This is a genomic window from Neobacillus terrae (assembly GCF_011393025.1).
GTDB classification, from domain to species: domain Bacteria; phylum Bacillota; class Bacilli; order Bacillales; family Cytobacillaceae; genus Neobacillus_A; species Neobacillus_A terrae.
Map to the genome: position 1 here is coordinate 293387 of NZ_JAAOEO010000002.1, position 21262 is coordinate 314648.

Sequence of the window (21262 nt, forward strand, 5' to 3'; positions counted from 1 at the left end):
TAAGAAAAAGGGTGGCTTTAAACTACCTTTTAAACCGTTTTAATCTAGAACTGCTGCTGTGCGGCGCAGTGAGTTGAAGGAAGTTCTGTTCATTGAGTCGCGGCCAGCAGGAATCAGTTTATCAATAAAAAAAGGTATGTAAAGAAAAAACCCTTTACAAGCTTTTATCTTTCTGGTATTATTCTATCTTGTGTGAAACATATTCGGAGGTGCTTATTTAAAATGGCAGTAAAAATTCGTTTAAAACGTATGGGAGCAAATAAATCTCCTTTCTATCGTATTGTTGTAGCAGACTCTCGTTCTCCTCGTGACGGACGTTATATTGAAGTAGTTGGAACATACAATCCAGTTGCTCAGCCTGCAGCGCTTGATATTAATGAAGAGCTTGCTCTTAAATGGCTTCAAGATGGTGCTAAGCCATCTGATACAGTTCGTAACCTGTTCTCTACTCAAGGCATCATGGAAAAATTCCATAATGCTAAACTTGGCAAGTAAATTTTGCTGAAATGAAGCAGTTAATTGAAACGATTGTTAAGCCCCTTGTTGATTTTCCGGAGGATGTCCGTGTGAATGTCACGGAAGAGGATCAACGCGTAACCTATCAGCTTTCTGTCAACAAGAGTGACATGGGTAAGGTAATTGGAAAGCAGGGGCGCGTTGCAAAGGCGATTCGTACAGTAGTCTATGCAGCAGCTGGTTCATCACAACAGAAAAAGATCTTTTTAGAGATTGGCGAATAAGAAGGAGAGGCAGATGGTTGCCGCTTCTGAAAAAGGGAGGGCTAACACCCTCTCTTTTTGCTAATCTTTTATATAGAAAATCCGTATAAAAAAATTCTGGAGGAGTGGGAATGAAAATACTGCAGACCGTTGTCGTGAAACAAATCCTGACAGAAAAAAGCCGGCAAAACTTGCTTGAGCAATATCATTCCCGTATACTGCAGCTAAAAAAAGAGATTGAGCAGCTCCGTTTTGAATGGAAGAAACTCGAAAAATCGAAAAAGTTTCAACCGGAGAGCATAAAAAAACATTTTGAAAAGGAAATGAATCTCAGACAAGAAAAAGAAAGGCTTCTTGAGTTTCAAATCAGCCAATTACATATGCTACCTTTAGAAAGTGAATTGAAAGAAAAGGAAGTACAAGCCCTTGTCGAAGTAAATATTGGGGATGCCTGGGATACAATTGAGTCAGGGAAGACCATTATAATTAGGGATGGCATTGTTGAAGATATACGCTAGAGGTGAAAATAATGGAAAAATGGTTTAATGTAGGAAAAATCGTTAATACTCATGGAATTAGAGGCGAAGTAAGGGTAATTTCAAAAACAGACTTTCCTGAAAAACGTTACAAATTGGGAAATACGCTTTATCTGTTTATGCCTAAATCCTCAGCTCCAATCGAGCTGACCGTCAAAAGCCACCGCCCACATAAGAATTTTGACCTTTTAACCTTTGAGGGCTATGAAAACATTGGGCTCGTAGAAAAATTTAGAGAAGGAATCCTAAAGGTTCCTGATTCACAGCTGGGTGAGCTTGAGGAGAATGAGTATTATTTTCATGAAATTATCGGCTGTACCGTTACAACTGTTTCCGGTGAAGAATTAGGGAAGGTTGCTGAAATCCTTACACCTGGAGCAAACGATGTTTGGGTAATTAAAGGCAAAGGCGGAAAAGAAATTCTTATTCCATATATTGAGGATGTCGTTCTCAAGGTAGACGTTAAAGAAAAACAAATTACAGTCGAACCCTTAGAAGGGCTTTTGTCATGAAAATTGACGTCCTGACACTTTTTCCCGAGATGTTTGGCGGGGTATTTGGACATTCGATTCTCAAAAAAGCGGAAGAAAAGAACGCGGTTGAATATAATGTGGTTAATTTTCGTGACTATGCCGATAACAAGCACAATACAGTGGATGATTATCCATATGGCGGCGGTGCAGGGATGGTTTTAAAACCGCAGCCCATCTTTGACGCTGTTGCTTCTTTGACTGAGGCCTCCAGTGAATCTGGAACACGAATTATCCTTATGTGTCCCCAGGGGGAACGATTTAACCAGCAAAAAGCGGAAGAACTGGCAAAAGAAGATCATCTTTTATTTGTTTGCGGCCATTATGAGGGCTATGATGAAAGAATTCGGGAACACCTAATTACTGATGAAATTTCTATCGGTGATTATGTATTAACCGGAGGAGAGCTTGGGGCAATGGTGGTCATAGACAGTGTGGTGCGCCTCCTGCCCAAAGTGTTGGGAAATGAAGAATCTCACATGAAAGATTCTTTCAGTACTGGAATGCTTGAACATCCGCATTATACCCGTCCCGCTGATTTCCGCGGAATGAAGGTTCCGGACGTTCTATTATCTGGAAACCATAAATTAATAGAAGAATGGCGCGTTAAAGAGTCTCTCCGCAGAACCCTGCTAAGGCGTCCTGACCTTTTTGAAAAAATGGTATTAACACCTGAGCAGACTAAATGGCTGGAAGAAATCAAAAAAGATTACGAGTAGTTATTGCATGGCCATTCTGTTTATGGTAAGATACATCTTGTGACTTATGCTGCTAGTCAGATATGGGTCTTAAAACGATGTTCCGCTGCAAAGGCTAGAAGTGCAAGAGCGTCTGTTGGGAGGAGTTGAAAACGATGCAACAATTAATCCAAGAAATCACAAAAGAACAGCTTCGCACTGATCTTCCTGCTTTCCGTCCTGGTGATACTGTACGTGTTCACGTAAAAGTTATCGAGGGTACTCGTGAGCGTATTCAGTTGTTTGAAGGTGTTGTGATCAAGCGTCGTGGTGGTGGAATCAGCGAAACTTTCACAGTTCGTAAGGTTTCTTACGGTGTTGGCGTTGAGCGTACATTCCCTGTACACACACCAAAAATCGCTAAGCTTGAAGTTATTCGCCATGGTAAAGTACGCCGTGCGAAACTTTACTACTTGCGTAACCTTCGTGGTAAAAAAGCTCGTATTAAAGAAATCCGCCGATAATAACAAAAGCATTTTATGCTTTGAGGAAAAAGAGCTTGCTCTGCAGGCTCTTTTTTCGTATCTTTGAAGACTTTTTGTGAATGATTTATTAAAGTTTAATTAAAAAATACGTCTCCCCGTGTTTAATATGCTTCAGTTATGTAAAATAAAGTGAAGAAAATATTTTTTTACTGGAATGGTGGGAAACACGAATGACTAAAAAGAAAAATGAAGTTTGGGAATGGACGAAAGCTCTAGTAATTGCGGTTGTGCTTGCGGCAGTAATCAGGTACTTTTTATTCGCTCCGATTGTGGTAGATGGGCTTTCCATGATGCCTACATTGCATGACCAGGACAGAATGATCGTTAATAAATTAAGCTATAAAGTTGGAGAGCCGAAACGTTTTGATATCATCGTTTTCCATGCTCCTGAACATAAAGATTACATAAAGAGGGTCATTGGCCTTCCTGGGGACAAGATTGAGTACAAGAATGATACTTTATATGTAAATGGGAAAGCTTATAAAGAGCCTTATTTGGATGAATATAAGAAAAAGGTTGTTGACGGTCCTCTTACAGACCCTTTTACTTTGAAAGAAAAGATCGGCCGCGATACAGTACCTGAAGGTGAATTATTTGTAATGGGAGATAATCGCCGATTTAGTAAGGACAGCAGGCATATTGGAACGGTTCCGATGAGCAAAGTGCTTGGTAAAACCAGCGTCATTTACTGGCCTTTATCAGATGCACGAATTGAAAAAGTGAAATAGATTTTAGGAGGTGGCGCTTTGACGATCCAATGGTTTCCGGGCCATATGGCCAAGGCTCGCAGAGAGGTCACGGAAAAACTTAAGCTAGTCGATATTGTCTTTGAACTAGTGGATGCTAGGATTCCCTATTCATCGAGAAATCCAATGATTGATGAAATAATCCAGCGAAAGCCAAGGCTGGTTTTATTGAATAAAGCGGATATGGCTGACAGAGAAATTACAAAAGAGTGGATCTCGTTCTTTTCTGAAAAAGGAATCAGAGCTATTGCCATCAATGCTCAGGCAGGCGTTGGGATGAGGGATATTGTCCAGGCCTCCCATGATATCTTAAAGGAAAAATTTGATAAGCTAAAAGCTAAAGGGGTTAATCCCAGAGCAATCAGGGCTATGATTGTCGGAATTCCAAATTCAGGCAAATCTACACTTATTAACAGACTTGCAAAAAAGAACATTGCGAGAACAGGGAACATGCCAGGTGTAACGAAGGCCCAGCAATGGATTAAAGTAGGTAAGGAACTGGAATTGCTGGATACACCGGGAATTCTGTGGCCGAAATTTGAGGATCAGGAAATTGGCCGAAAGCTGGCGGTTACAGGGGCTATCAAGGATGCATTATTGAATTTGCAGGACCTTACCCTATATGCCCTTAGGTTCCTTGAAGAACATTATCCAGAGAGATTAAAGGAACGCTACCAATTTGAAACTGTTCCAGAGGATCCAGTAGAACTTTTTGATCACATTGGCAAACTTAGAGGAAGCTTAATGGGCGGCGGCCTGGTTGACTATGATAAAACAGCGGAGCTTGTCATAAGAGAGATTAGATCAGAAAAATTTGGACCTCTATCATTTGAAAGACCGTCGGACTTTATCAAAAATGAAGAAGAAAACTCAAAAGAATAGAAAATAGCTCCCCTTATGGGGGGCTTTCATTTTTTTCCAGGACCAATCAAGGGTTTCAAAGTGTTAAACTTATCTAGGAAATAATCCGATACATACTATAGAAAAACAAACAGCAGGTGAAAGAGTTGGAAGTAAAATCAATAGCCCAGGTTGAAAGAATATTGGCTGAACTTAAGAGTGAAAAGGACCCATTTATTCTAAAATTAGAAGCGGATGAACGTAAGGGAGTCCAAAAACTTCTGGATAAATGGAAAAAGGATCTGAAACGAAAAAAACTTCTTGAAGAAAAATTTTATGAAATGAATTCCTTTGAGAGGAAATACCGCAAACAGGGATTCAAACTAATTGCGGGGATGGATGAAGCTGGACGCGGGCCGCTTGCGGGTCCAGTTTGTGCAGCAGCGGTTATTTTACCAGAAGATTTTTATTTGCCCGGTATTGATGATTCGAAAAAACTCTCCTCTAGGAAAAGGGAGGAATACGATGTGATTATCCGCCGTGAAGCAGTGGCTGTTAGTGTAATGATGATTCACACGGAGGAAATCGATCAAATCAATATTTATGAAGCTACTAAAAAAGCGATGATGTCAGCAGCGGCAACCTTGCAGCCCTGCCCTGACTTTTTGTTAATTGATGCAATGAAAATTGAGACGCCTTTTTCATCCGAATCCATTATTAAGGGGGATGCAAAAAGTATTTCAATCGCAGCTGCCTCCATAGTAGCCAAAACAGCCAGAGACCGCTTTATGCAGGATTTGGCCCAAAAGTACCCCGAGTATGGTTTTGAACAAAATATGGGCTATGGAACAAGGGAACATATTGCCGCTATTGAGGCGTATGGCATTACCCCGTATCACCGAAAAAGCTTCGCCCCTATAAAAGATTTTTTCCAGTAAAACTAGGAGTGAGTTCAGTGGATTTATCCCGTATTTTTCATACTACCATTCAAAAGAGCGTGAATTTACAAGGGAAGGCGTCTTTGCAACCCGGACAGATTGTATTTGGGAAAATTAATAGGCTTTTTCCCAACCAAACTGCAGAAGTGCAAATTGGAAACCAAAAATGGATAGCTAAGCTGGAAATTCCGCTTTCTGCAGGTGAAAAATACTGGTTTCAGGTTCAGACTGGAGAAGGGAAGTTAAACCTTAAAGTCCTCTATGAAGGAAACGGCATAGGCAGTGGAGATGCAAAATCGCTTGAGGGTGTGCTAATACAGCTTGGACTGCCGGCATCAAAGGAAAATCTTGAGATAATTGGTTACATGGTAAAAGAACAAATCCCTGTAACAAAGGAATTTGTGGCAGCTGCATCCGAATGGCTTAAAAATTTAGATGACGGCAGTAATGGATTGGAAACAATTAAAATGGCGGCCCTTAAGAATATCCCGGCCTCTGGAGAGATTTTATCGTCTCTGCATATGCTGAAGGAGGAAAAGCCGCTTCATCTCCTCATAAGCGAAACCCTTGCTTCTCTTGACTCATCAGCAGGAAAAGACTCCGCAGAGCAGCTGGAAAAGGTCTTAAAAAGCTTTATTTCTCCTTCAACAGTCGAAAAAGCGAGGGATGGACTGCCTATACTGATGCGAGAATGGCTAAATTCCGGTAAATTGGATTCCGCCTCACTTCAGGTGTTGCAGGAGACAGGATTTGTCCCTGATAAAATCCCCCTAAATAAAATGTCATTATTGGATAATCATCTTCTTTTGGGGAAATTTGAAAGTGGGGAAACAGCAGAATTATTAGACCCTAAGACATTGCCTGGAGAAATAAAAAACCTTTTAAATTCACTGCTTGGAACAGACGATGATAGTAGTGAAAGTAATAAAGAAGTTATACATAACCGTACCGTGCAGGTGCTAAAAATGCTTGGTGCAGATAGCAATACAGTTTCCGGAGCTGAAAGGAAATTGGCCGATCTTATTCAGCAGATCTCAGAAAACGGAAACGAAGAACTTGAACAAGGATTAGCGGAACTTCTATTGAAGAACAATGTGCCGGATTGGGGCAAAGGGAAAGAAGCAGCTCATCATTTAAAGCAGCTTTTGGCCCTTTTGGGTTATGGATATGAGAAGGATTTAGCGTCGCTAGGCAGCAGGCAGGAGCCCAAAATGGAAAGCGACGCCCTTAAACCATTACTGATCCAATACTTAAACGATCATAAGGGCACAGGGCAGGATGAAGCTGCTCAGCACCTTCTCCAGAGAATAACTGGCATGCAGCTGTTATCAAGTGATAACAGTCCTATGGTCCAGTATTTAACCCAGATTCCCATCCAATTTTGGAATAGAACCACAGATCTTACCATTCAATGGAGCGGCAGAAAACAGGATGACGGCAAAATTGATCCTAATTACTGCAGGGTCTTGTTTTATCTGGATTTGGAGAAGCTTGGGAATACAACTATTGATATGCAGGTACAAAACCGGGTTATGAGAATAGCGGTTTCATCGGAAAATAAAGCAATTAAAGAAGCTGCCGCGCCGTTTATCAAACCGCTCAAAAATAAATTAAAGGTGATGGAATACCACCTGTCGGCTATTTCATTTGATTACGGAGATGAACAGGTGAAGGAAAAGCAAAAAGGTATTCTATCCAGTTATAAAAGCGAATCTTACGGAGGGGTGGATTTCCGTATATGAAAAATAAAAGGGAAACAAGAAGGAAAGAAGCGGTAGCCTTGGGATATAACCAAAACGCGGAAGATGCCCCCGGTGTTTTGGCGAAAGGCAAAGGTATAATAGCAGAAAATATTATCGACAGAGCCAGGGAAAACCAGGTTCCCATTCAGGAAGATCCGAGTTTAATTGATTTATTAAGCAAACTTAATATAAACGAGAGTATACCGGAAGAATTGTACCAGGCTGTAGCAGAGGTTTTCGCGTTTATTTATAAAACAGACAAAGAAGCAGGAAAAGGGCAGTAAGGTCCTTCCTGCTTTTATTTTTATGGATAAGAGAGTGTAAAGTTTTACCTTTTGGCTCTTTTCTAAGAGATTGTTGCAAGTTGAAGAAACTGTGAACAAAAATAGGCGAGACTCCTCGAAAATGTATTCCCATTTCCTTCGTGCGTGGGCGGATTCCATGATGCAAATTCAATGTCCTGCGGGAAAAGCAAGCCAGGCGAGACCCCGCAGGTCGTTAGCGACCGAGGAGGCTCGCGGATTGCCCGCGGAAAGCGAGTCTATTTTTGCTTTTATATACAACAAAGTTTACGAAAAGAGCCTACCTTTTAAATTACAATGTTGATTTAAACTCGAACTGTATTCAGTAAATCTCCTCGGCACATATGCGCATTTCCTTCGCATGGTGTTTATTCGAGGATGCTAGTTCAATGTCCTGTGGAACAAAGAGCCAGACGGGACCCTACAGTGAGGTACGAACAAGGAGGTTCGGTTGTTCATCCTGGAAGGGCGGGTATTTTTGGAGATATGAACAATCGAGTTTAAATTGTTTTACAAAAATAATATTTTTCCAAAAAAATAATAAATTTACGGTCCAGTCCATGCTGGGCCTGCACCTACTAATATCAGAATCTTAAGGGAAGTTTAATATTTTAGGCATAAAGGTAGACAAGGCATTTATCATTATATAAAATGAAAGCGCAGTCTATTTTTATTTGATAAATAGTGTAATTAAAAATGGATAGGCGCACTGCTCCTGTTTGCTATTTTTAAAGTTTAGCAGGATGCAATTGCTTATCTTTATAGGAGGATGGGAAATGAATATCCATGAGTATCAAGGGAAAGAAATCCTCAGAAAATATGGGGTTTCTGTTCCAAACGGCAAAGTGGCATTCACGGTAGAAGAAGCAGTGGAAGCTGCAAAGGAGCTGGGTACGCAAGTATGTGTAGTTAAGGCTCAAATCCATGCTGGCGGTCGGGGAAAAGCCGGCGGTGTTAAGGTAGCGAAAAACCTTGACGAAGTACGTACATATGCAAATGAAATTTTAGGAAAAACCCTTGTAACACACCAGACAGGACCTGAAGGCAAAGAAGTAAAGCGCCTGCTGATCGAAGAAGGCTGCGATATTAAAAAAGAATATTATGTTGGCCTAGTATTAGACCGTGCAACTTCACGTGTCGTTCTAATGGCTTCTGAGGAAGGCGGAACTGAAATTGAAGAAGTGGCCGCTAATACTCCAGAGAAAATCTTTAAAGAAGAGATTGACCCTGTAATCGGTCTTCAGCCTTTCCAGGCACGCCGTATTGCGTTTAATATCAATATCCCTAAGGAATTAGTCAACCAGGCTGTAAAGTTCATGATGGGCCTTTACGCAGCTTATATCGAAAAGGACTGTTCCATTGCTGAGATTAACCCTCTTGTAGTAACAGGAGATGGAAAAGTAATGGCACTGGATGCAAAGTTAAACTTTGATTCCAATGCTCTTTACCGTCAAAAAGACGTACTTGAGTACCGCGATCTTGAAGAGGAAGATCCAAAAGAAATCGAAGCTTCCAAATATGACCTAAGCTATATTGCTTTGGATGGAAATATCGGCTGTATGGTTAACGGAGCCGGCCTAGCAATGGCTACTATGGACATCGTTAAGCATTACGGCGGAGATCCCGCCAACTTCCTGGATGTTGGGGGCGGCGCAACAGCTGAAAAGGTTACTGAAGCATTTAAAATTATCCTTTCTGATCCAAATGTAAAAGGTATTTTTGTCAATATCTTCGGCGGAATCATGAAGTGTGATGTTATTGCTGATGGTGTAGTTGAAGCAGCTAAACAAGTCGGACTTGATATTCCTCTTGTGGTTCGTTTGGAAGGTACAAATGTTGACTTGGGTAAGAAAATCCTTTCTGAGTCTGGACTTAACATTATTGCTGCTGAATCCATGGCTGACGGTGCACAAAAAATCGTTACATTAGTGAAGTAGGATCATTAGAAAAGTTTTAGCGCCCATTCAGCGAAGCAACTACTTGAGGGGCTTCGTGATTATTTCTGCCTGGAATAGCCATCCTGCTGCTTTGCGACGAGCTGAACATATGGTGCATCGAATAAGCTTTGGAGTAGGAGCACAAAAAGGATGGACAATAAGCGCTGGGCGCTGAAGCTGGAAAATTAGAAAGGGGAATTAACGTGAGCGTTTTTATAAATAAAGATACAAAGGTTATTGTTCAAGGTATCACTGGCGGAACAGCCCGTTTTCATACAAAACAAATGCTTGAGTACGGCACCCAGGTTGTAGGAGGAACTTCCCCTGGTAAAGCAGGAACTGAAGTAGAAGGCATTCCAGTTTTCAACACAGTTAAAGATGCAGTGGATGCAACAGGTGCAAATGCTTCAGTTATCTATGTTCCTGCTCCATTTGCTGCAGATGCTATTATTGAAGCTGTTGATGCTGATTTGGATCTTGCAATCTGTATTACTGAACATATTCCAGTTTTGGATATGGTTAAAGTAAAACGCTATATGGAAGGTAAGAAAACTCGTCTTGTAGGACCTAACTGTCCTGGCGTTATTACTGCCGATGAGTGCAAAATTGGAATCATGCCTGGCTATATCCATACAAAAGGACATGTTGGCGTAGTTTCCCGATCTGGAACTTTGACTTACGAGGCTGTACACCAGCTTACACAGGCTGGAATCGGCCAGACTACAGCGGTTGGTATCGGTGGAGACCCTGTTAACGGAACAAACTTTATCGATGTTCTAAAGGCCTTCAATGAAGACCCTGAAACTTATGCGGTTATCATGATTGGTGAAATCGGAGGAACTGCAGAAGAGGAAGCGGCACAATGGGTAAAAGCCAATATGACTAAACCAGTTGTAGGCTTCATCGGCGGACGTACTGCACCTCCTGGAAAACGTATGGGCCACGCAGGCGCCATTATTTCCGGTGGTAAAGGAACAGCAGATGAAAAGATCCGTGTCATGAACGAATGCGGAATTAAAGTAGCTGACACTCCTTCCGTAATGGGTGAAACGCTGATTGAAGTTCTAAAGGAGCAAGGTCTTTACGAAAAGTGTAAAACTCACTAAAAACAAGCTTAAGTAAACAGGCTTAGCCCTCTTTTTTAGGAGGGCTATTGCCTGTTTTAGTATATTAAGGAGGATGAAAATGGAGGAATTTAAAAGGCGTCTTATCCATTTGCTACATTGGCCCGGCACTACTTGGAATTCAGTTGATCGATTATTGAAAAAGGATCCGAAGCTTTTAACTGTTAAATATGATCTGCCTCAGGAATATTATTCTTCCCAGTCGACAAACCACTCCATCAGCCAGCAGCTCCAAAAATCTTTTTCCTCTGAAATCTTACATGAACAAATCCGCCAATATAAAACCAACCAAATCCACATCATAACTGTCTTTGATAAAGAATATCCCCCAATGTTAAGAGAAATATTTCAGCCGCCATGGGCTTTATTTGCCAAAGGGGATTTGTCCCTTCTAACCTTAGAACCGAAGCTAGCGGTTGTAGGTTCACGCCAGGCGACACAATATGGTAAAAATGCTATACGCTTAATGTTTCCGGGTCTGATCAAGAGAAATGTTTTAATTGTAAGCGGTTTGGCAAAAGGAATTGATACTCTTGCCCATGAATGCACCATACAAAATGACGGGAAAACAATTGCTGTAATTGCCGGGGGATTTTATCATATTTATCCACGTGAAAATATGAATCTAGCATTAGATATGATGAAGAACCAGCTGATTGTTTCTGAATATCCGCCTGATACCAAACCCATGCGCTGGCATTTTCCTGCGCGAAATAGGATTATAAGCGGGATGTCGAAAGGAACATTAATAATAGAAGCAAAACGCAAAAGTGGTTCTCTTATCACCGCAAACTATGCCGTTAATGAAGGAAGAGATGTCTTTTCTCTCCCTGGGAGTATCTTTAACCCTTTTTCCTGCGGTACCAATGACCTTATTCAGCAGGGGGCCAAACTGGTAGCATCAGCAGAAGATATCCTAGAGGAAATCATTTTTTAATAAAGGATATGTTGATAGCCTATTTTGATTTGGCACATTGCGATTGGAGTGCCTGCAACGGAGATTAAAAGGTATATTTAACATTTTAAAAATTCAGAGGTAACAAATCTAAATGGGCTTAAAAGTGCTAATTTTTATAGATTATTTATTAAATTTAAGCGACTTTAATAGAAAAAGGTTGAAATTATCTCCAAACTGTTATACATTTTGCAACAGATATCTGAAATGATTTTGTGCTTATCTCTTCCCCTGACAGGAAGGAAGATTTGACAGAAACAATTACTTTCATTAATAATATGAATATTTCCATTGAAATTAGATTATGGTTATTTAACTGATATTACTTCACAAAGAACTGGACAGCAGGTTTTCATATAACAATGCTTCATTTTTCCTTATATACAGGCTAATTGCTGAATTGAGAAAAATGAATAAAAAGAAGCCGGGAATACGGCTAGGGACATACTAAACGATAGATCCCTTATAAGGAGATTGATTGGATGACAGATTTTCTAGTGATCGTGGAATCACCTGCAAAGGCGAAAACGATCGAACGGTATCTTGGAAAAAAATATAAAGTAAAAGCATCCATGGGCCACGTCCGGGATTTACCAAGAAGCCAAATGGGTGTCGACACAGAGAATGAATACGAACCTAAATATATTACGATCCGGGGAAAAGGCCCAGTTTTAAAAGAATTAAAAACAGCGGCAAAGAAAGCTAAAAAAATCTATCTCGCAGCTGACCCCGACCGCGAAGGGGAAGCAATCGCATGGCATCTGGCCCATAGCCTTGATGTTGATATTACTTCTGATTGCCGGGTTGTTTTTAACGAAATTACCAAAGACGCTATTAAGGAGTCCTTTAAACATCCACGCCCGATTAATATGGATCTGGTAGATGCACAGCAGGCACGAAGAATTCTTGACCGCCTTGTAGGATACAATATCAGTCCGCTTTTATGGAAAAAAGTAAAAAAGGGACTGAGTGCAGGACGTGTGCAGTCTGTTGCTGTAAGGCTTATAATTGATCGGGAAAAAGAAATAAAGGACTTTGAACCTGAAGAGTACTGGACCATCAAGGGAAGCTTTATTAAGGGAAAAGAACCGTTTGAAGCTTCATTCTATGGGATAAGCGGGAAAAAAACCGCACTTTCCTCAGAACAGGATGTAAAGGATGCTTTGTCAAAAATCGACGGTAACCAATTTAAAGTGATCTCTGTATCGAAGAAGGAACGTAAAAAAAACCCTTCTCCACCGTTTATAACCTCATCTCTACAGCAGGAAGCAGCAAGGAAGCTGAACTTCCGTGCAAGGAAGACGATGATGCTTGCTCAGCAATTATATGAGGGTATCGATCTTGGGAAAGAAGGAACAGTTGGTTTAATAACTTATATGCGTACCGATTCCACAAGGCTATCCGAGATTGCACAAAATGAAGCTGCGGGCTACATTAAGAGTGTATATGGCGAATCATACTTAAAAGAAGAACAGCGTAAGGAAAAGAAGCAAACAAATGCGCAGGATGCTCATGAAGCGATACGGCCAACCAGCACCTTCCGAGATCCGAATAGTTTAAAAGAATTTCTTTCAAGGGATCAGCTTCGATTATACAAATTAATCTGGGAGCGTTTTCTTGCAAGCCAGATGGCACCTGCGGTGATCGATACGATGAGCGTTGATTTACAAAACGGTTCAGTAATTTTCCGTGCTAATGGATCAAAAATTAAATTCCCTGGTTTTACCAAGCTATACGTGGAAGGTTCGGATGATCAAGTTGAAGAAAGCGATAAAATGCTTCCTGAATTAAATGAAGGGGATGAAGTGATTAACAAGGATCTTGATTCAAAACAGCACTTCACTCAGCCGCCTCCACGCTATACAGAAGCAAGGCTGGTTAAAACGCTTGAAGAACTGGGAATTGGCCGTCCATCCACTTATGCACCAACGCTGGATACTATTCAAAAAAGGGGTTATGTTGCCCTTGATAATAAACGCTTTATTCCAACAGAGCTTGGTGAAATTGTTCATGAATTGACTCTTGAGTTTTTCCCTGATATTCTTGATGTCGAGTTTACTGCCAAGATGGAACAGGATCTTGATGATGTTGAAGCGGGTAAAGTGGAATGGGTAAAAATTATCGACCATTTCTATCAGGATTTTGAAAAACACCTTAGAGTGGCCGAAAAAGAAATGCAGGAAGTCGAAATAAAGGATGAACCTGCTGGAGAAGACTGCGAACAATGCGGTAGCCCGATGGTATTTAAAATGGGCCGTTTTGGTAAGTTCATGGCCTGCAGCAATTTCCCGGATTGCCGGAATACAAAGGCGATTGTAAAAGAGATTGGTGTGACTTGCCCAAAATGTAAAGAGGGGCATATTATTGAAAGAAAGAGCAAGAAAAAGCGTATCTTTTACGGCTGTGACCGTTTCCCTGAATGTGATTTTCTTTCCTGGGACAAACCGCTTCCAAGAAGCTGTCCTAAATGTGAAGGACTCCTTGTTGAAAAGAAATTGAAAAAAGGCGTCCAGGTCCAATGTACGGAATGTGATTACAAAGAAGAGCAGCAAAGTTAAGGGGTGAGCTCAAAGCTCACTCTTTTCATGTTTCTTGTAATGTGGGGAACTTAGCCATCCATTAAATGATAGGCAGTTGCCCCTAAACAAGGCGCCTCAGCTTTTCTTGTTGTCTAGCTTCAGCGCCTAGGGGCTCGAGGTCATAAGCCATTCCGTCGTGAAGGTTAAAGAACAACCTTCTCTCCGGCCTGTCTTATGCTTGTCGCCCCTAAACAAGGCGCCTCAGCTTTTCTTGTTGTCTAGCTTCAGCGCCTAGGGGCTCGAGGTCATAAGCCATTCCGTCGTGAAGGTTAAAGAACAACCTTCTCTCCGGCCTGTCTTATGCTTGTCGCCCCAAACAAGGCGCCTCAGCTTATCTTGTAGGCATGAAACTTTTTTCTTTTATAAACGTATTGTAAAATGCAGAATGGATGAAAATGAGGAATAAATACTATTGGCAATAAAATTTATGAGTTGATTTTACATAAATCCATTAGGCGATACCAGGAGGAAAAGAAATGAATGAACAGGTAGTTAATGTAATTGGTGCGGGACTTGCGGGCAGTGAAGCAGCGTGGCAAATAGCAAAAAGGGGAATTAAGGTTAGACTTTATGAGATGCGCCCAGTAAAACAAACTCCAGCCCACCATACTGATAAGTTTGCGGAGCTTGTTTGCAGTAACTCTCTTAGAGCTAATACTCTTACAAATGCAGTAGGAGTTTTAAAGGAAGAAATGAGACAGCTTGATTCGGTTATTATTTCATCTGCGGATGCTTGTTCAGTACCAGCTGGCGGTGCACTTGCGGTAGACCGCCACGAATTCGCCGCAAGAGTAACTGAAATGGTGAAAAATCATGAAAATGTGACAGTAATGAATGAAGAAGTTACTGAGATCCCCGAAGGTCCGACTGTAATTGCAACAGGTCCTTTAACAAGCCCGGCACTTTCAGAAAAGTTAAAGCAGCTAACCGGTGAGGATTATTTATACTTTTATGATGCGGCAGCTCCAATTCTTGAAAAAGAAAGCATCGATATGGACAAAGTCTATTTAAAATCCCGGTATGATAAAGGGGAAGCGGCCTATCTAAATTGTCCAATGACAGAAGAAGAATTTAACCGTTTCTATGAAGCGCTTATTAGTGCAGAAACTGTTCCCGTAAAAGAATTTGAGAAAGAAATATATTTTGAAGGATGTATGCCAATTGAAGTGATGGCTTCAAGAGGAAAGAAAACGATGCTCTTTGGGCCATTAAAGCCAGTGGGCCTAGAGGATCCGCGTACAGGAAAACGCCCTTTTGCTGTTATTCAGCTTCGCCAGGATGACGCAGCGGGCACACTGTTTAATATTGTTGGTTTTCAGACACACTTAAAGTGGGGAGCTCAAAAAGAGGTTATTCAGCTGATCCCTGGCCTTGAAAATGCAGAGATCATCCGTTACGGAGTTATGCATCGAAATACATTTATTGCTTCGCCAAAGGTGCTCAAGGCAACTTACCAATTCCGAAACCGGGAAGATTTATTTTTCGCTGGACAGATGACAGGCGTTGAAGGATATGTAGAATCAGCAGCAAGCGGATTAATAGCCGGAATTAATGCAGCTCGTTTGGTAAAAGGAGAAGAAACACTTGAATTCCCGCATGAGACAGCAATTGGCAGCATGGCTAGATATATTACTAATGCTAATCCTAAGAACTTTCAGCCTATGAACGCCAACTTTGGGCTATTTCCTGAGCTTCCAGTTAAAATAAAAGGTAAGCAAGAGCGGAATTTACAGCATGCAAACAGAGCATTAGAAACAATTCAGAACTTTGTGAAAGTTTTGTAAAATTTATTGCAAGGGCTAAAAAAGTGTGTTAAGCTTTATTAGCCCTTGTGAGCTGAGAAAGGCTTGATAAATGTGAACGTTTCTTTAAAGTTATTTCTCGAATATTTACAAATTGAAAAAAATTACTCACAATATACAATTGAACATTATCAGCACGACATTAGTAATTTTATTATGTTCATGTCTGAACAAGCTATTACTAACTTTAATAATGTCCAATATTCTGATGCACGTCTCTATCTAACCGTACTTTACGAGCGAAAGCTTGCAAGGAAAACCGTTGCCCGAAAAATTTCGAGTCTGCGGAGTTTTTATAAGTTTATGGTAAGGGAAAAGGAAACGGATGAAAATCCTTTTAAACTTGTGAATATCCCAAAAGCTGAGAAAAGACTTCCTGAGTTTTTCTATGAAGATGAACTTCAGCTGCTTTTTCAAAGCTGTGAAGCAGAGACACCCTTAGGCCAAAGGAACAAAGCCCTTCTCGAGCTATTATACGCTACAGGTATTCGTGTGAGTGAATGCTGCCAGATTCGCTTGCGGGATTTGGATTTTTATCTATCAACAGTACTTGTTCATGGAAAGGGAAATAAGGAAAGATATGTTCCCTTTGGCAGCTTTGCAGAAGACTCCCTCGAACGATACATAAACGATGGAAGACGAAAGCTCTTAAATGGCAAAGAGGCTAATGATACACTGTTCCTTAACCATAGAGGAGGTCCTCTTACTGATAGAGGCATCAGGAAGATATTGAATTCAATTATTGATCATTCAGCATTAAATGGGAAAATACATCCTCATATGCTTCGGCATACCTTTGCGACGCATTTGCTGAATAATGGGGCCGATTTAAGAAGCGTTCAGGAATTGCTTGGTCATGCATTCCTTTCATCAACCCAAATTTATACCCATGTGACAAATGAACATTTGAGAAAAACCTATATGTCCCATCATCCCAGGGCTTAAAAAGAGTACCGGGGAGATTTATTAGAGTATAGACGGTTCTTCCGGCAAAGAGCGTCGGAGTATACACTTCCTGAAAGGGGAATAATTTCATATGTCAGAATTTCACGCAACCACTATATTTGCCGTACATCACAATGGTGAATGTGCAATGTCTGGTGACGGCCAGGTTACTTTTGGGAATGCAGTAGTGATGAAACACACAGCAAGAAAAGTAAGAAAGATATTTAATGGAAGAGTGTTAGCTGGATTTGCTGGGTCTGTGGCAGATGCCTTTACTTTATTTGAGATGTTCGAAGGTAAATTACTGGAGTATAATGGCAACTTGCAGAGAGCATCAGTAGAACTGGCTAAAGAGTGGAGAAGTGACAAAGTGCTTCGCAAACTTGAGGCAATGCTGATTGTTATGGATCGGGAAAATTTGCTGCTGGTTTCAGGAACAGGTGAAGTAATCGAGCCAGACGATGGAATATTGGCCATTGGATCAGGCGGCAATTATGCATTATCAGCTGGACGTTCTTTAAAACGTTATGCAGGGGAACATATGACTGCAAAAGAAATTGCAAAGGCTTCACTTGAGGTAGCTGCGGAAATATGCGTATACACCAACACCAATATTATTGTAGAAGAGCTCTAATCGGGAAGGAGAAATATTTTTATGGTAAAAACATCTAATTTGACTCCCCGCCAGATTGTTGAGAGGCTTGATCAATATATAATCGGGCAAAAGGATGCAAAAAAAGCAGTAGCTGTCGCCTTGAGAAATCGTTACCGCCGTGGATTGTTAAATGAAAAATTGAGAGACGAAATCATCCCGAAGAATATCCTGATGATTGGGCCAACAGGTGTAGGAAAAACCGAAATAGCAAGAAGAATGGCTAAATTGGTAGGGGCTCCTTTTATTAAGATTGAAGCAACCAAATTTACAGAAGTCGGCTATGTAGGCAGAGATGTTGAATCCATGGTTCGTGACCTCGTTGAAACATCTGTAAGGCTTGTAAAAGAGGAGAAAATGTTAAGCGTTAAGGAAAGAGCAGAAGAAAACGCTAACCGGCGCCTAGTTGAGCTTCTCGTTCCAACAGCTAAGAAAACTGCTAATTACAAAAATCCTCTTGAAATGCTTTTTGGCGGAGGCCAGCAGGCTGAGCAGGAAACATCAAAGCAAGAGGACTTTGCCGATTATGAAAAACAAAAAGCAGTAAAAGAAAAACTGGCACTTGGGCAGCTGGAGGACGAACTTGTTACTGTTGACGTAGAAGAGCAGGCACCCTCAATGTTTGATATGCTCCAGGGTTCCGGCATGGAACAAATGGGAATGAATATGCAGGATGTATTAGGAAACTTAATGCCTAAAAAGCATAAAAAAAGAAAACTGACAGTCAGAGAAGCTCGGAAAGTTTTAACCAATGAAGAGGCTCAAAAGCTGATTGATATGGATGAAGTAACACAGGAAGCTGTTTTCCGCGCCGAGCAGGCAGGTATTATCTTTATTGATGAAATTGATAAAATTGCCAGCAAAAACTCCGGTGGTTCGTCTGCTGATGTATCGCGTGAAGGAGTACAGCGAGATATCCTGCCTGTTGTAGAAGGGTCCACAGTGGTTACAAAATATGGTTCAGTTAAAACAGATCATGTTCTCTTTATAGCTGCGGGTGCCTTTCATATGGCTAAACCATCAGACCTTATACCGGAACTGCAAGGACGTTTCCCGATCCGGGTGGAACTTACTAAATTAACAGTCGATGACTTCTTCAGGATTTTGGTTGAGCCTGATAATGCTATGATTAAACAATATCAAGCATTATTGGAAACAGAAGGTATACAAATTGAATTTTCTGACGATGCTATTCGTAAGATCGCTGAAGTGGCATTCGAAGTGAACCAGAATACAGATAATATTGGTGCAAGACGTCTTCATACTATCATGGAGAAGCTACTGGAAGATCTTTCTTTTGAAGCACCTGATATTAGTATGGATAAAGTATCAATCACTCCGCAATATGTAGAAGAAAAGCTAGGAAACATTTCCCGAAATAAGGATTTGAGTCAATTTATCCTTTAAAATTGGCGGTTTATAGCCATCTTGAGAGGGTATTAGTGAAAAGAATCCGTGGCCAGGTAAAAGTGGCATTTTGGTGAAAAAAAAGGAAATCGAACATAAGTGTAAAGTAAAAATGATGGTCGGTTTTCTAAAGAAAGACCGTATTTAATAAATATAAAAACAATTATAATGTTTACAGTTTTTAGGAGGAAGAATTAATGGATTTATTAACAAAAACTAGAAAGATTAATGCATTGCTGCAAAAGGCAGCTGGCAAACCAGTAAACTTCAAAGAAATGTCTGAAACTCTTAGTGAGGTTATTGAATCGAATGTATTTGTAGTAAGCCGTCGCGGTAAGCTATTGGGCTTTGCCATAAACCAGCAAATCGAAAATGAGCGAATGAAAAAAATGCTTGAGGACCGTCAATTCCCAGAAGAGTATACAAACAGCCTTTTCCATATTCAGGAGACTTCTTCAAACCTTGATATCGAGAGCCAATATACAGCATTTCCAATTGAAAATAAGGAATTGTTTCAAGACGGCCTGACAACTATTGTTCCGATTATTGGCGGCGGAGAAAGATTAGGCACTCTAATTCTTGCGCGTCTTCAAGAAAAGTTCCATGATGACGACCTTATTCTTGGCGAATATGGTGCTACAGTAGTTGGTATGGAGATCTTACGTGAAAAAGCGGAAGAAATTGAAGTTGAAGCAAGAAGCAAAGCAGTTGTGCAAATGGCAATTAGTTCTCTTTCTTACAGTGAACTCGAAGCAATTGAACATATCTTTGAAGAACTTGATGGACATGAAGGTCTCTTAGTAGCATCTAAAATTGCTGATCGTGTTGGAATTACCCGCTCAGTTATCGTTAACGCTCTAAGAAAGCTAGAAAGCGCAGGCGTAATCGAATCCCGTTCCTTAGGAATGAAAGGTACTTATATCAAGGTATTAAATGACAAATTCCTTGTTGAACTAGACAAACTAAGAACTAGCTGATTATAAGAAAAGCGAAAGCACCGTTTAGCGACGTATGGCTATTTGAAGAAATGCTATATATGAACAAAAGCCTCTATCTGGAACTTAGGTTTCTAGATAGAGGCTTTTTGTTATTGTGAAAAAGCAAGTAACTATGGATTGGGAAAATTCTAAAATGGGTCTTTTGGCCCAATTCGTAACAAAAGAAATATATTAATATTGTGAAGGGATGTAATTCGACAAAAAATGTGGTCTGGCCAGTAAATTGTCAAATTTTACAAATATAATGGAAGAACAAGGGAAACGGTTGACAATTTAAAGGCAAAAACGACAAAATGAGCCATTTGTACGATACTTTTAATCCGAATAGTTATAGACAGAGTATTTCAGAATCATTACAATTAATAAGAGATTCTTATAAATCGATTAAATACTCCATATTGCTCCATAATTTTACATAGTAAGAGGTGTTATAATTGGACTTGTTTTCCAATATGTCCACAATAGAACGTGCACTTAATTATTCATCTTTAAAACAAAAGGTAATATCCAAAAATATTGCAAATGTGGATACACCTAATTACAAGGCAGAGGACGTTAGCTTTAAATCTATTTTAAATAACGAACTTGATAATAGCTTTAAAACTTACCGGACCGACAGCCGCCATTTTGACTTCTCGGATAGTTCCTCTAATAGTGGGGAGATAATTACTAAAAAAAATGTTCAATACAATTCAAACGGCAATAGTGTAGATATGGATAAAGAAATGTCGGATCTAGCGACAAACCAGATTTATTACAATGCGTTAATTGAAAGGTTAAACGGGAAATTTTCAACATTGCAAAATGTGATTAGAGGAGGGAAATAAAAATGTCTATTTTTCAAAGCATGAATAATACAGCTTCCGCTTTAACCGCTCAACGGCTTAGAATGGACGTTATTTCCTCCAATATGGCAAATGCAGACTCTACCCGGGGGAAATATGTAAATGGCAAATGGGAGCCCTATCGAAGAAAGACTGTAGAATTTCAGCCAGAGGGAACAAATTTTTCTTCTTTTCTGAATTCGGCTATGAGTAGTGGGAGTGCTTCTGGAGCAGGTGGAGTAAAGGTTTCCAAAATTGAGGAAGATACAAAAACGCCTTTTAAGCTTGTTTACGATCCGGAACATCCGGATGCTAATGCAGATGGCTATGTACAGCTGCCAAATGTAGACCCTCTTCGTGAAATGGTTGATTTAATTAGTGCCACTCGCTCTTATGAAGCGAATGTAACTGTATTTAATGCTTCTAAAAGTATGATGATGAAAGCTTTGGAATTAGGAAAATAA

22 protein-coding genes are annotated in these 21262 nt (G+C 40.4%); all 22 read left to right on the forward strand.

The features are described from left to right. Positions 1-222: 222 nt before the first annotated feature. The 22 genes from rpsP (at position 223) to flgC (ending at position 21262) form a co-directional block, all read left to right on the forward strand. On the forward strand, positions 223-495 hold the full coding sequence (gene rpsP / locus G8761_RS03930) for a 30S ribosomal protein S16 (protein ID WP_166023862.1): 273 nt from the start codon (positions 223-225) through the stop codon (positions 493-495). Positions 496-506: 11 nt separating this feature from the next. Then, positions 507-740, forward strand: a complete 234-nt coding sequence (locus tag G8761_RS03935; RefSeq protein ID WP_027323363.1) for a KH domain-containing protein — start codon at positions 507-509, stop codon at positions 738-740. Positions 741-850: 110 nt separating this feature from the next. Next, complete coding sequence (locus G8761_RS03940; protein ID WP_166023864.1) at positions 851-1237, forward strand: YlqD family protein; 387 nt, start codon at positions 851-853, stop codon at positions 1235-1237. A gap of 11 nt (positions 1238-1248) precedes the next feature. Beyond that, positions 1249-1767 (forward strand): ribosome maturation factor RimM, encoded by a 519-nt coding sequence (gene rimM, locus G8761_RS03945; protein WP_166023866.1) that lies wholly within the window; start codon positions 1249-1251, stop codon positions 1765-1767. Continuing rightward, positions 1764-2504: a tRNA (guanosine(37)-N1)-methyltransferase TrmD gene (trmD, locus tag G8761_RS03950; protein ID WP_166023868.1), complete on the forward strand. Its 741-nt coding sequence runs from the start codon at positions 1764-1766 to the stop codon at positions 2502-2504. Before rimM ends, trmD begins: the two co-directional genes overlap by 4 nt. A 134-nt stretch (positions 2505-2638) precedes the next feature. Beyond that, on the forward strand, positions 2639-2986 hold the full coding sequence (gene rplS, locus G8761_RS03955; RefSeq protein ID WP_166023870.1) for a 50S ribosomal protein L19: 348 nt from the start codon (positions 2639-2641) through the stop codon (positions 2984-2986). 191 nt (positions 2987-3177) lie between these two features. Then, complete coding sequence (lepB, locus tag G8761_RS03960; protein WP_166023872.1) at positions 3178-3735, forward strand: signal peptidase I; 558 nt, start codon at positions 3178-3180, stop codon at positions 3733-3735. Between the two features lie 18 nt (positions 3736-3753). Continuing rightward, positions 3754-4635, forward strand: a complete 882-nt coding sequence (gene ylqF / locus G8761_RS03965) for a ribosome biogenesis GTPase YlqF (RefSeq protein ID WP_166023874.1) — start codon at positions 3754-3756, stop codon at positions 4633-4635. A gap of 125 nt (positions 4636-4760) precedes the next feature. Then, complete coding sequence (locus G8761_RS03970; RefSeq protein WP_166023876.1) at positions 4761-5531, forward strand: ribonuclease HII; 771 nt, start codon at positions 4761-4763, stop codon at positions 5529-5531. Between the two features lie 17 nt (positions 5532-5548). Continuing rightward, complete coding sequence (locus G8761_RS03975) at positions 5549-7273, forward strand: hypothetical protein (RefSeq protein WP_166023878.1); 1725 nt, start codon at positions 5549-5551, stop codon at positions 7271-7273. Next, positions 7270-7557, forward strand: a complete 288-nt coding sequence (locus tag G8761_RS03980) for an EscU/YscU/HrcU family type III secretion system export apparatus switch protein (protein ID WP_166023880.1) — start codon at positions 7270-7272, stop codon at positions 7555-7557. The genes G8761_RS03975 and G8761_RS03980 overlap by 4 nt, the downstream gene beginning before the upstream one ends. 794 nt (positions 7558-8351) lie before the next feature. Then, on the forward strand, positions 8352-9512 hold the full coding sequence (gene sucC, locus G8761_RS03985) for an ADP-forming succinate--CoA ligase subunit beta (RefSeq protein ID WP_166023882.1): 1161 nt from the start codon (positions 8352-8354) through the stop codon (positions 9510-9512). 203 nt (positions 9513-9715) lie between these two features. Continuing rightward, positions 9716-10618 (forward strand): succinate--CoA ligase subunit alpha, encoded by a 903-nt coding sequence (gene sucD, locus G8761_RS03990; protein WP_166023884.1) that lies wholly within the window; start codon positions 9716-9718, stop codon positions 10616-10618. 79 nt (positions 10619-10697) lie between these two features. Then, positions 10698-11573: a DNA-processing protein DprA gene (gene dprA / locus G8761_RS03995; RefSeq protein WP_166023886.1), complete on the forward strand. Its 876-nt coding sequence runs from the start codon at positions 10698-10700 to the stop codon at positions 11571-11573. Positions 11574-12073: 500 nt separating this feature from the next. After that, a complete protein-coding gene (topA, locus tag G8761_RS04000) occupies positions 12074-14149 on the forward strand; it encodes a type I DNA topoisomerase (RefSeq protein ID WP_166023888.1) in 2076 nt (691 codons plus the stop codon). A 497-nt stretch (positions 14150-14646) separates the two neighbouring features. Next, complete coding sequence (gene trmFO, locus G8761_RS04005; RefSeq protein WP_166023890.1) at positions 14647-15954, forward strand: FADH(2)-oxidizing methylenetetrahydrofolate--tRNA-(uracil(54)-C(5))-methyltransferase TrmFO; 1308 nt, start codon at positions 14647-14649, stop codon at positions 15952-15954. A 63-nt stretch (positions 15955-16017) separates the two neighbouring features. Continuing rightward, a complete protein-coding gene (gene xerC / locus G8761_RS04010) occupies positions 16018-16917 on the forward strand; it encodes a tyrosine recombinase XerC (RefSeq protein WP_166023893.1) in 900 nt (299 codons plus the stop codon). 91 nt (positions 16918-17008) lie between these two features. Further along, entirely contained in the window at positions 17009-17551 is a 543-nt protein-coding gene (gene hslV, locus G8761_RS04015) for an ATP-dependent protease subunit HslV (RefSeq protein ID WP_166023895.1), read from the forward strand. A 21-nt stretch (positions 17552-17572) separates the two neighbouring features. Further along, entirely contained in the window at positions 17573-18976 is a 1404-nt protein-coding gene (gene hslU, locus G8761_RS04020; RefSeq protein ID WP_166023897.1) for an HslU--HslV peptidase ATPase subunit, read from the forward strand. A 197-nt stretch (positions 18977-19173) separates the two neighbouring features. Next, positions 19174-19953, forward strand: a complete 780-nt coding sequence (codY, locus tag G8761_RS04025) for a GTP-sensing pleiotropic transcriptional regulator CodY (protein WP_166023899.1) — start codon at positions 19174-19176, stop codon at positions 19951-19953. A 455-nt stretch (positions 19954-20408) separates the two neighbouring features. Next, positions 20409-20801, forward strand: a complete 393-nt coding sequence (gene flgB / locus G8761_RS04030; protein ID WP_166023901.1) for a flagellar basal body rod protein FlgB — start codon at positions 20409-20411, stop codon at positions 20799-20801. 2 nt (positions 20802-20803) lie between these two features. Continuing rightward, positions 20804-21262: a flagellar basal body rod protein FlgC gene (gene flgC, locus G8761_RS04035; RefSeq protein WP_166023903.1), complete on the forward strand. Its 459-nt coding sequence runs from the start codon at positions 20804-20806 to the stop codon at positions 21260-21262.

Excerpts from the sequence above, each read along its gene's own strand:
- rpsP (WP_166023862.1), top strand. The coding sequence starts at position 223 with ATGGCAGTAAAAATTCGTTTAAAACGTATGGGAGCAAATAAATCTCCT.
- G8761_RS03935 (WP_027323363.1), top strand. The coding sequence starts at position 507 with ATGAAGCAGTTAATTGAAACGATTGTTAAGCCCCTTGTTGATTTTCCG.
- G8761_RS03940 (WP_166023864.1), top strand. The coding sequence starts at position 851 with ATGAAAATACTGCAGACCGTTGTCGTGAAACAAATCCTGACAGAAAAA.
- rimM (WP_166023866.1), top strand. The coding sequence starts at position 1,249 with ATGGAAAAATGGTTTAATGTAGGAAAAATCGTTAATACTCATGGAATT.
- trmD (WP_166023868.1), top strand. The coding sequence starts at position 1,764 with ATGAAAATTGACGTCCTGACACTTTTTCCCGAGATGTTTGGCGGGGTA.
- rplS (WP_166023870.1), top strand. The coding sequence starts at position 2,639 with ATGCAACAATTAATCCAAGAAATCACAAAAGAACAGCTTCGCACTGAT.
- lepB (WP_166023872.1), top strand. The coding sequence starts at position 3,178 with ATGACTAAAAAGAAAAATGAAGTTTGGGAATGGACGAAAGCTCTAGTA.
- G8761_RS03980 (WP_166023880.1), top strand. The coding sequence starts at position 7,270 with ATGAAAAATAAAAGGGAAACAAGAAGGAAAGAAGCGGTAGCCTTGGGA.
- sucC (WP_166023882.1), top strand. The coding sequence starts at position 8,352 with ATGAATATCCATGAGTATCAAGGGAAAGAAATCCTCAGAAAATATGGG.
- dprA (WP_166023886.1), top strand. The coding sequence starts at position 10,698 with ATGGAGGAATTTAAAAGGCGTCTTATCCATTTGCTACATTGGCCCGGC.
- topA (WP_166023888.1), top strand. The coding sequence starts at position 12,074 with ATGACAGATTTTCTAGTGATCGTGGAATCACCTGCAAAGGCGAAAACG.
- trmFO (WP_166023890.1), top strand. The coding sequence starts at position 14,647 with ATGAATGAACAGGTAGTTAATGTAATTGGTGCGGGACTTGCGGGCAGT.
- hslV (WP_166023895.1), top strand. The coding sequence starts at position 17,009 with ATGTCAGAATTTCACGCAACCACTATATTTGCCGTACATCACAATGGT.
- hslU (WP_166023897.1), top strand. The coding sequence starts at position 17,573 with ATGGTAAAAACATCTAATTTGACTCCCCGCCAGATTGTTGAGAGGCTT.
- codY (WP_166023899.1), top strand. The coding sequence starts at position 19,174 with ATGGATTTATTAACAAAAACTAGAAAGATTAATGCATTGCTGCAAAAG.
- flgC (WP_166023903.1), top strand. The coding sequence starts at position 20,804 with ATGTCTATTTTTCAAAGCATGAATAATACAGCTTCCGCTTTAACCGCT.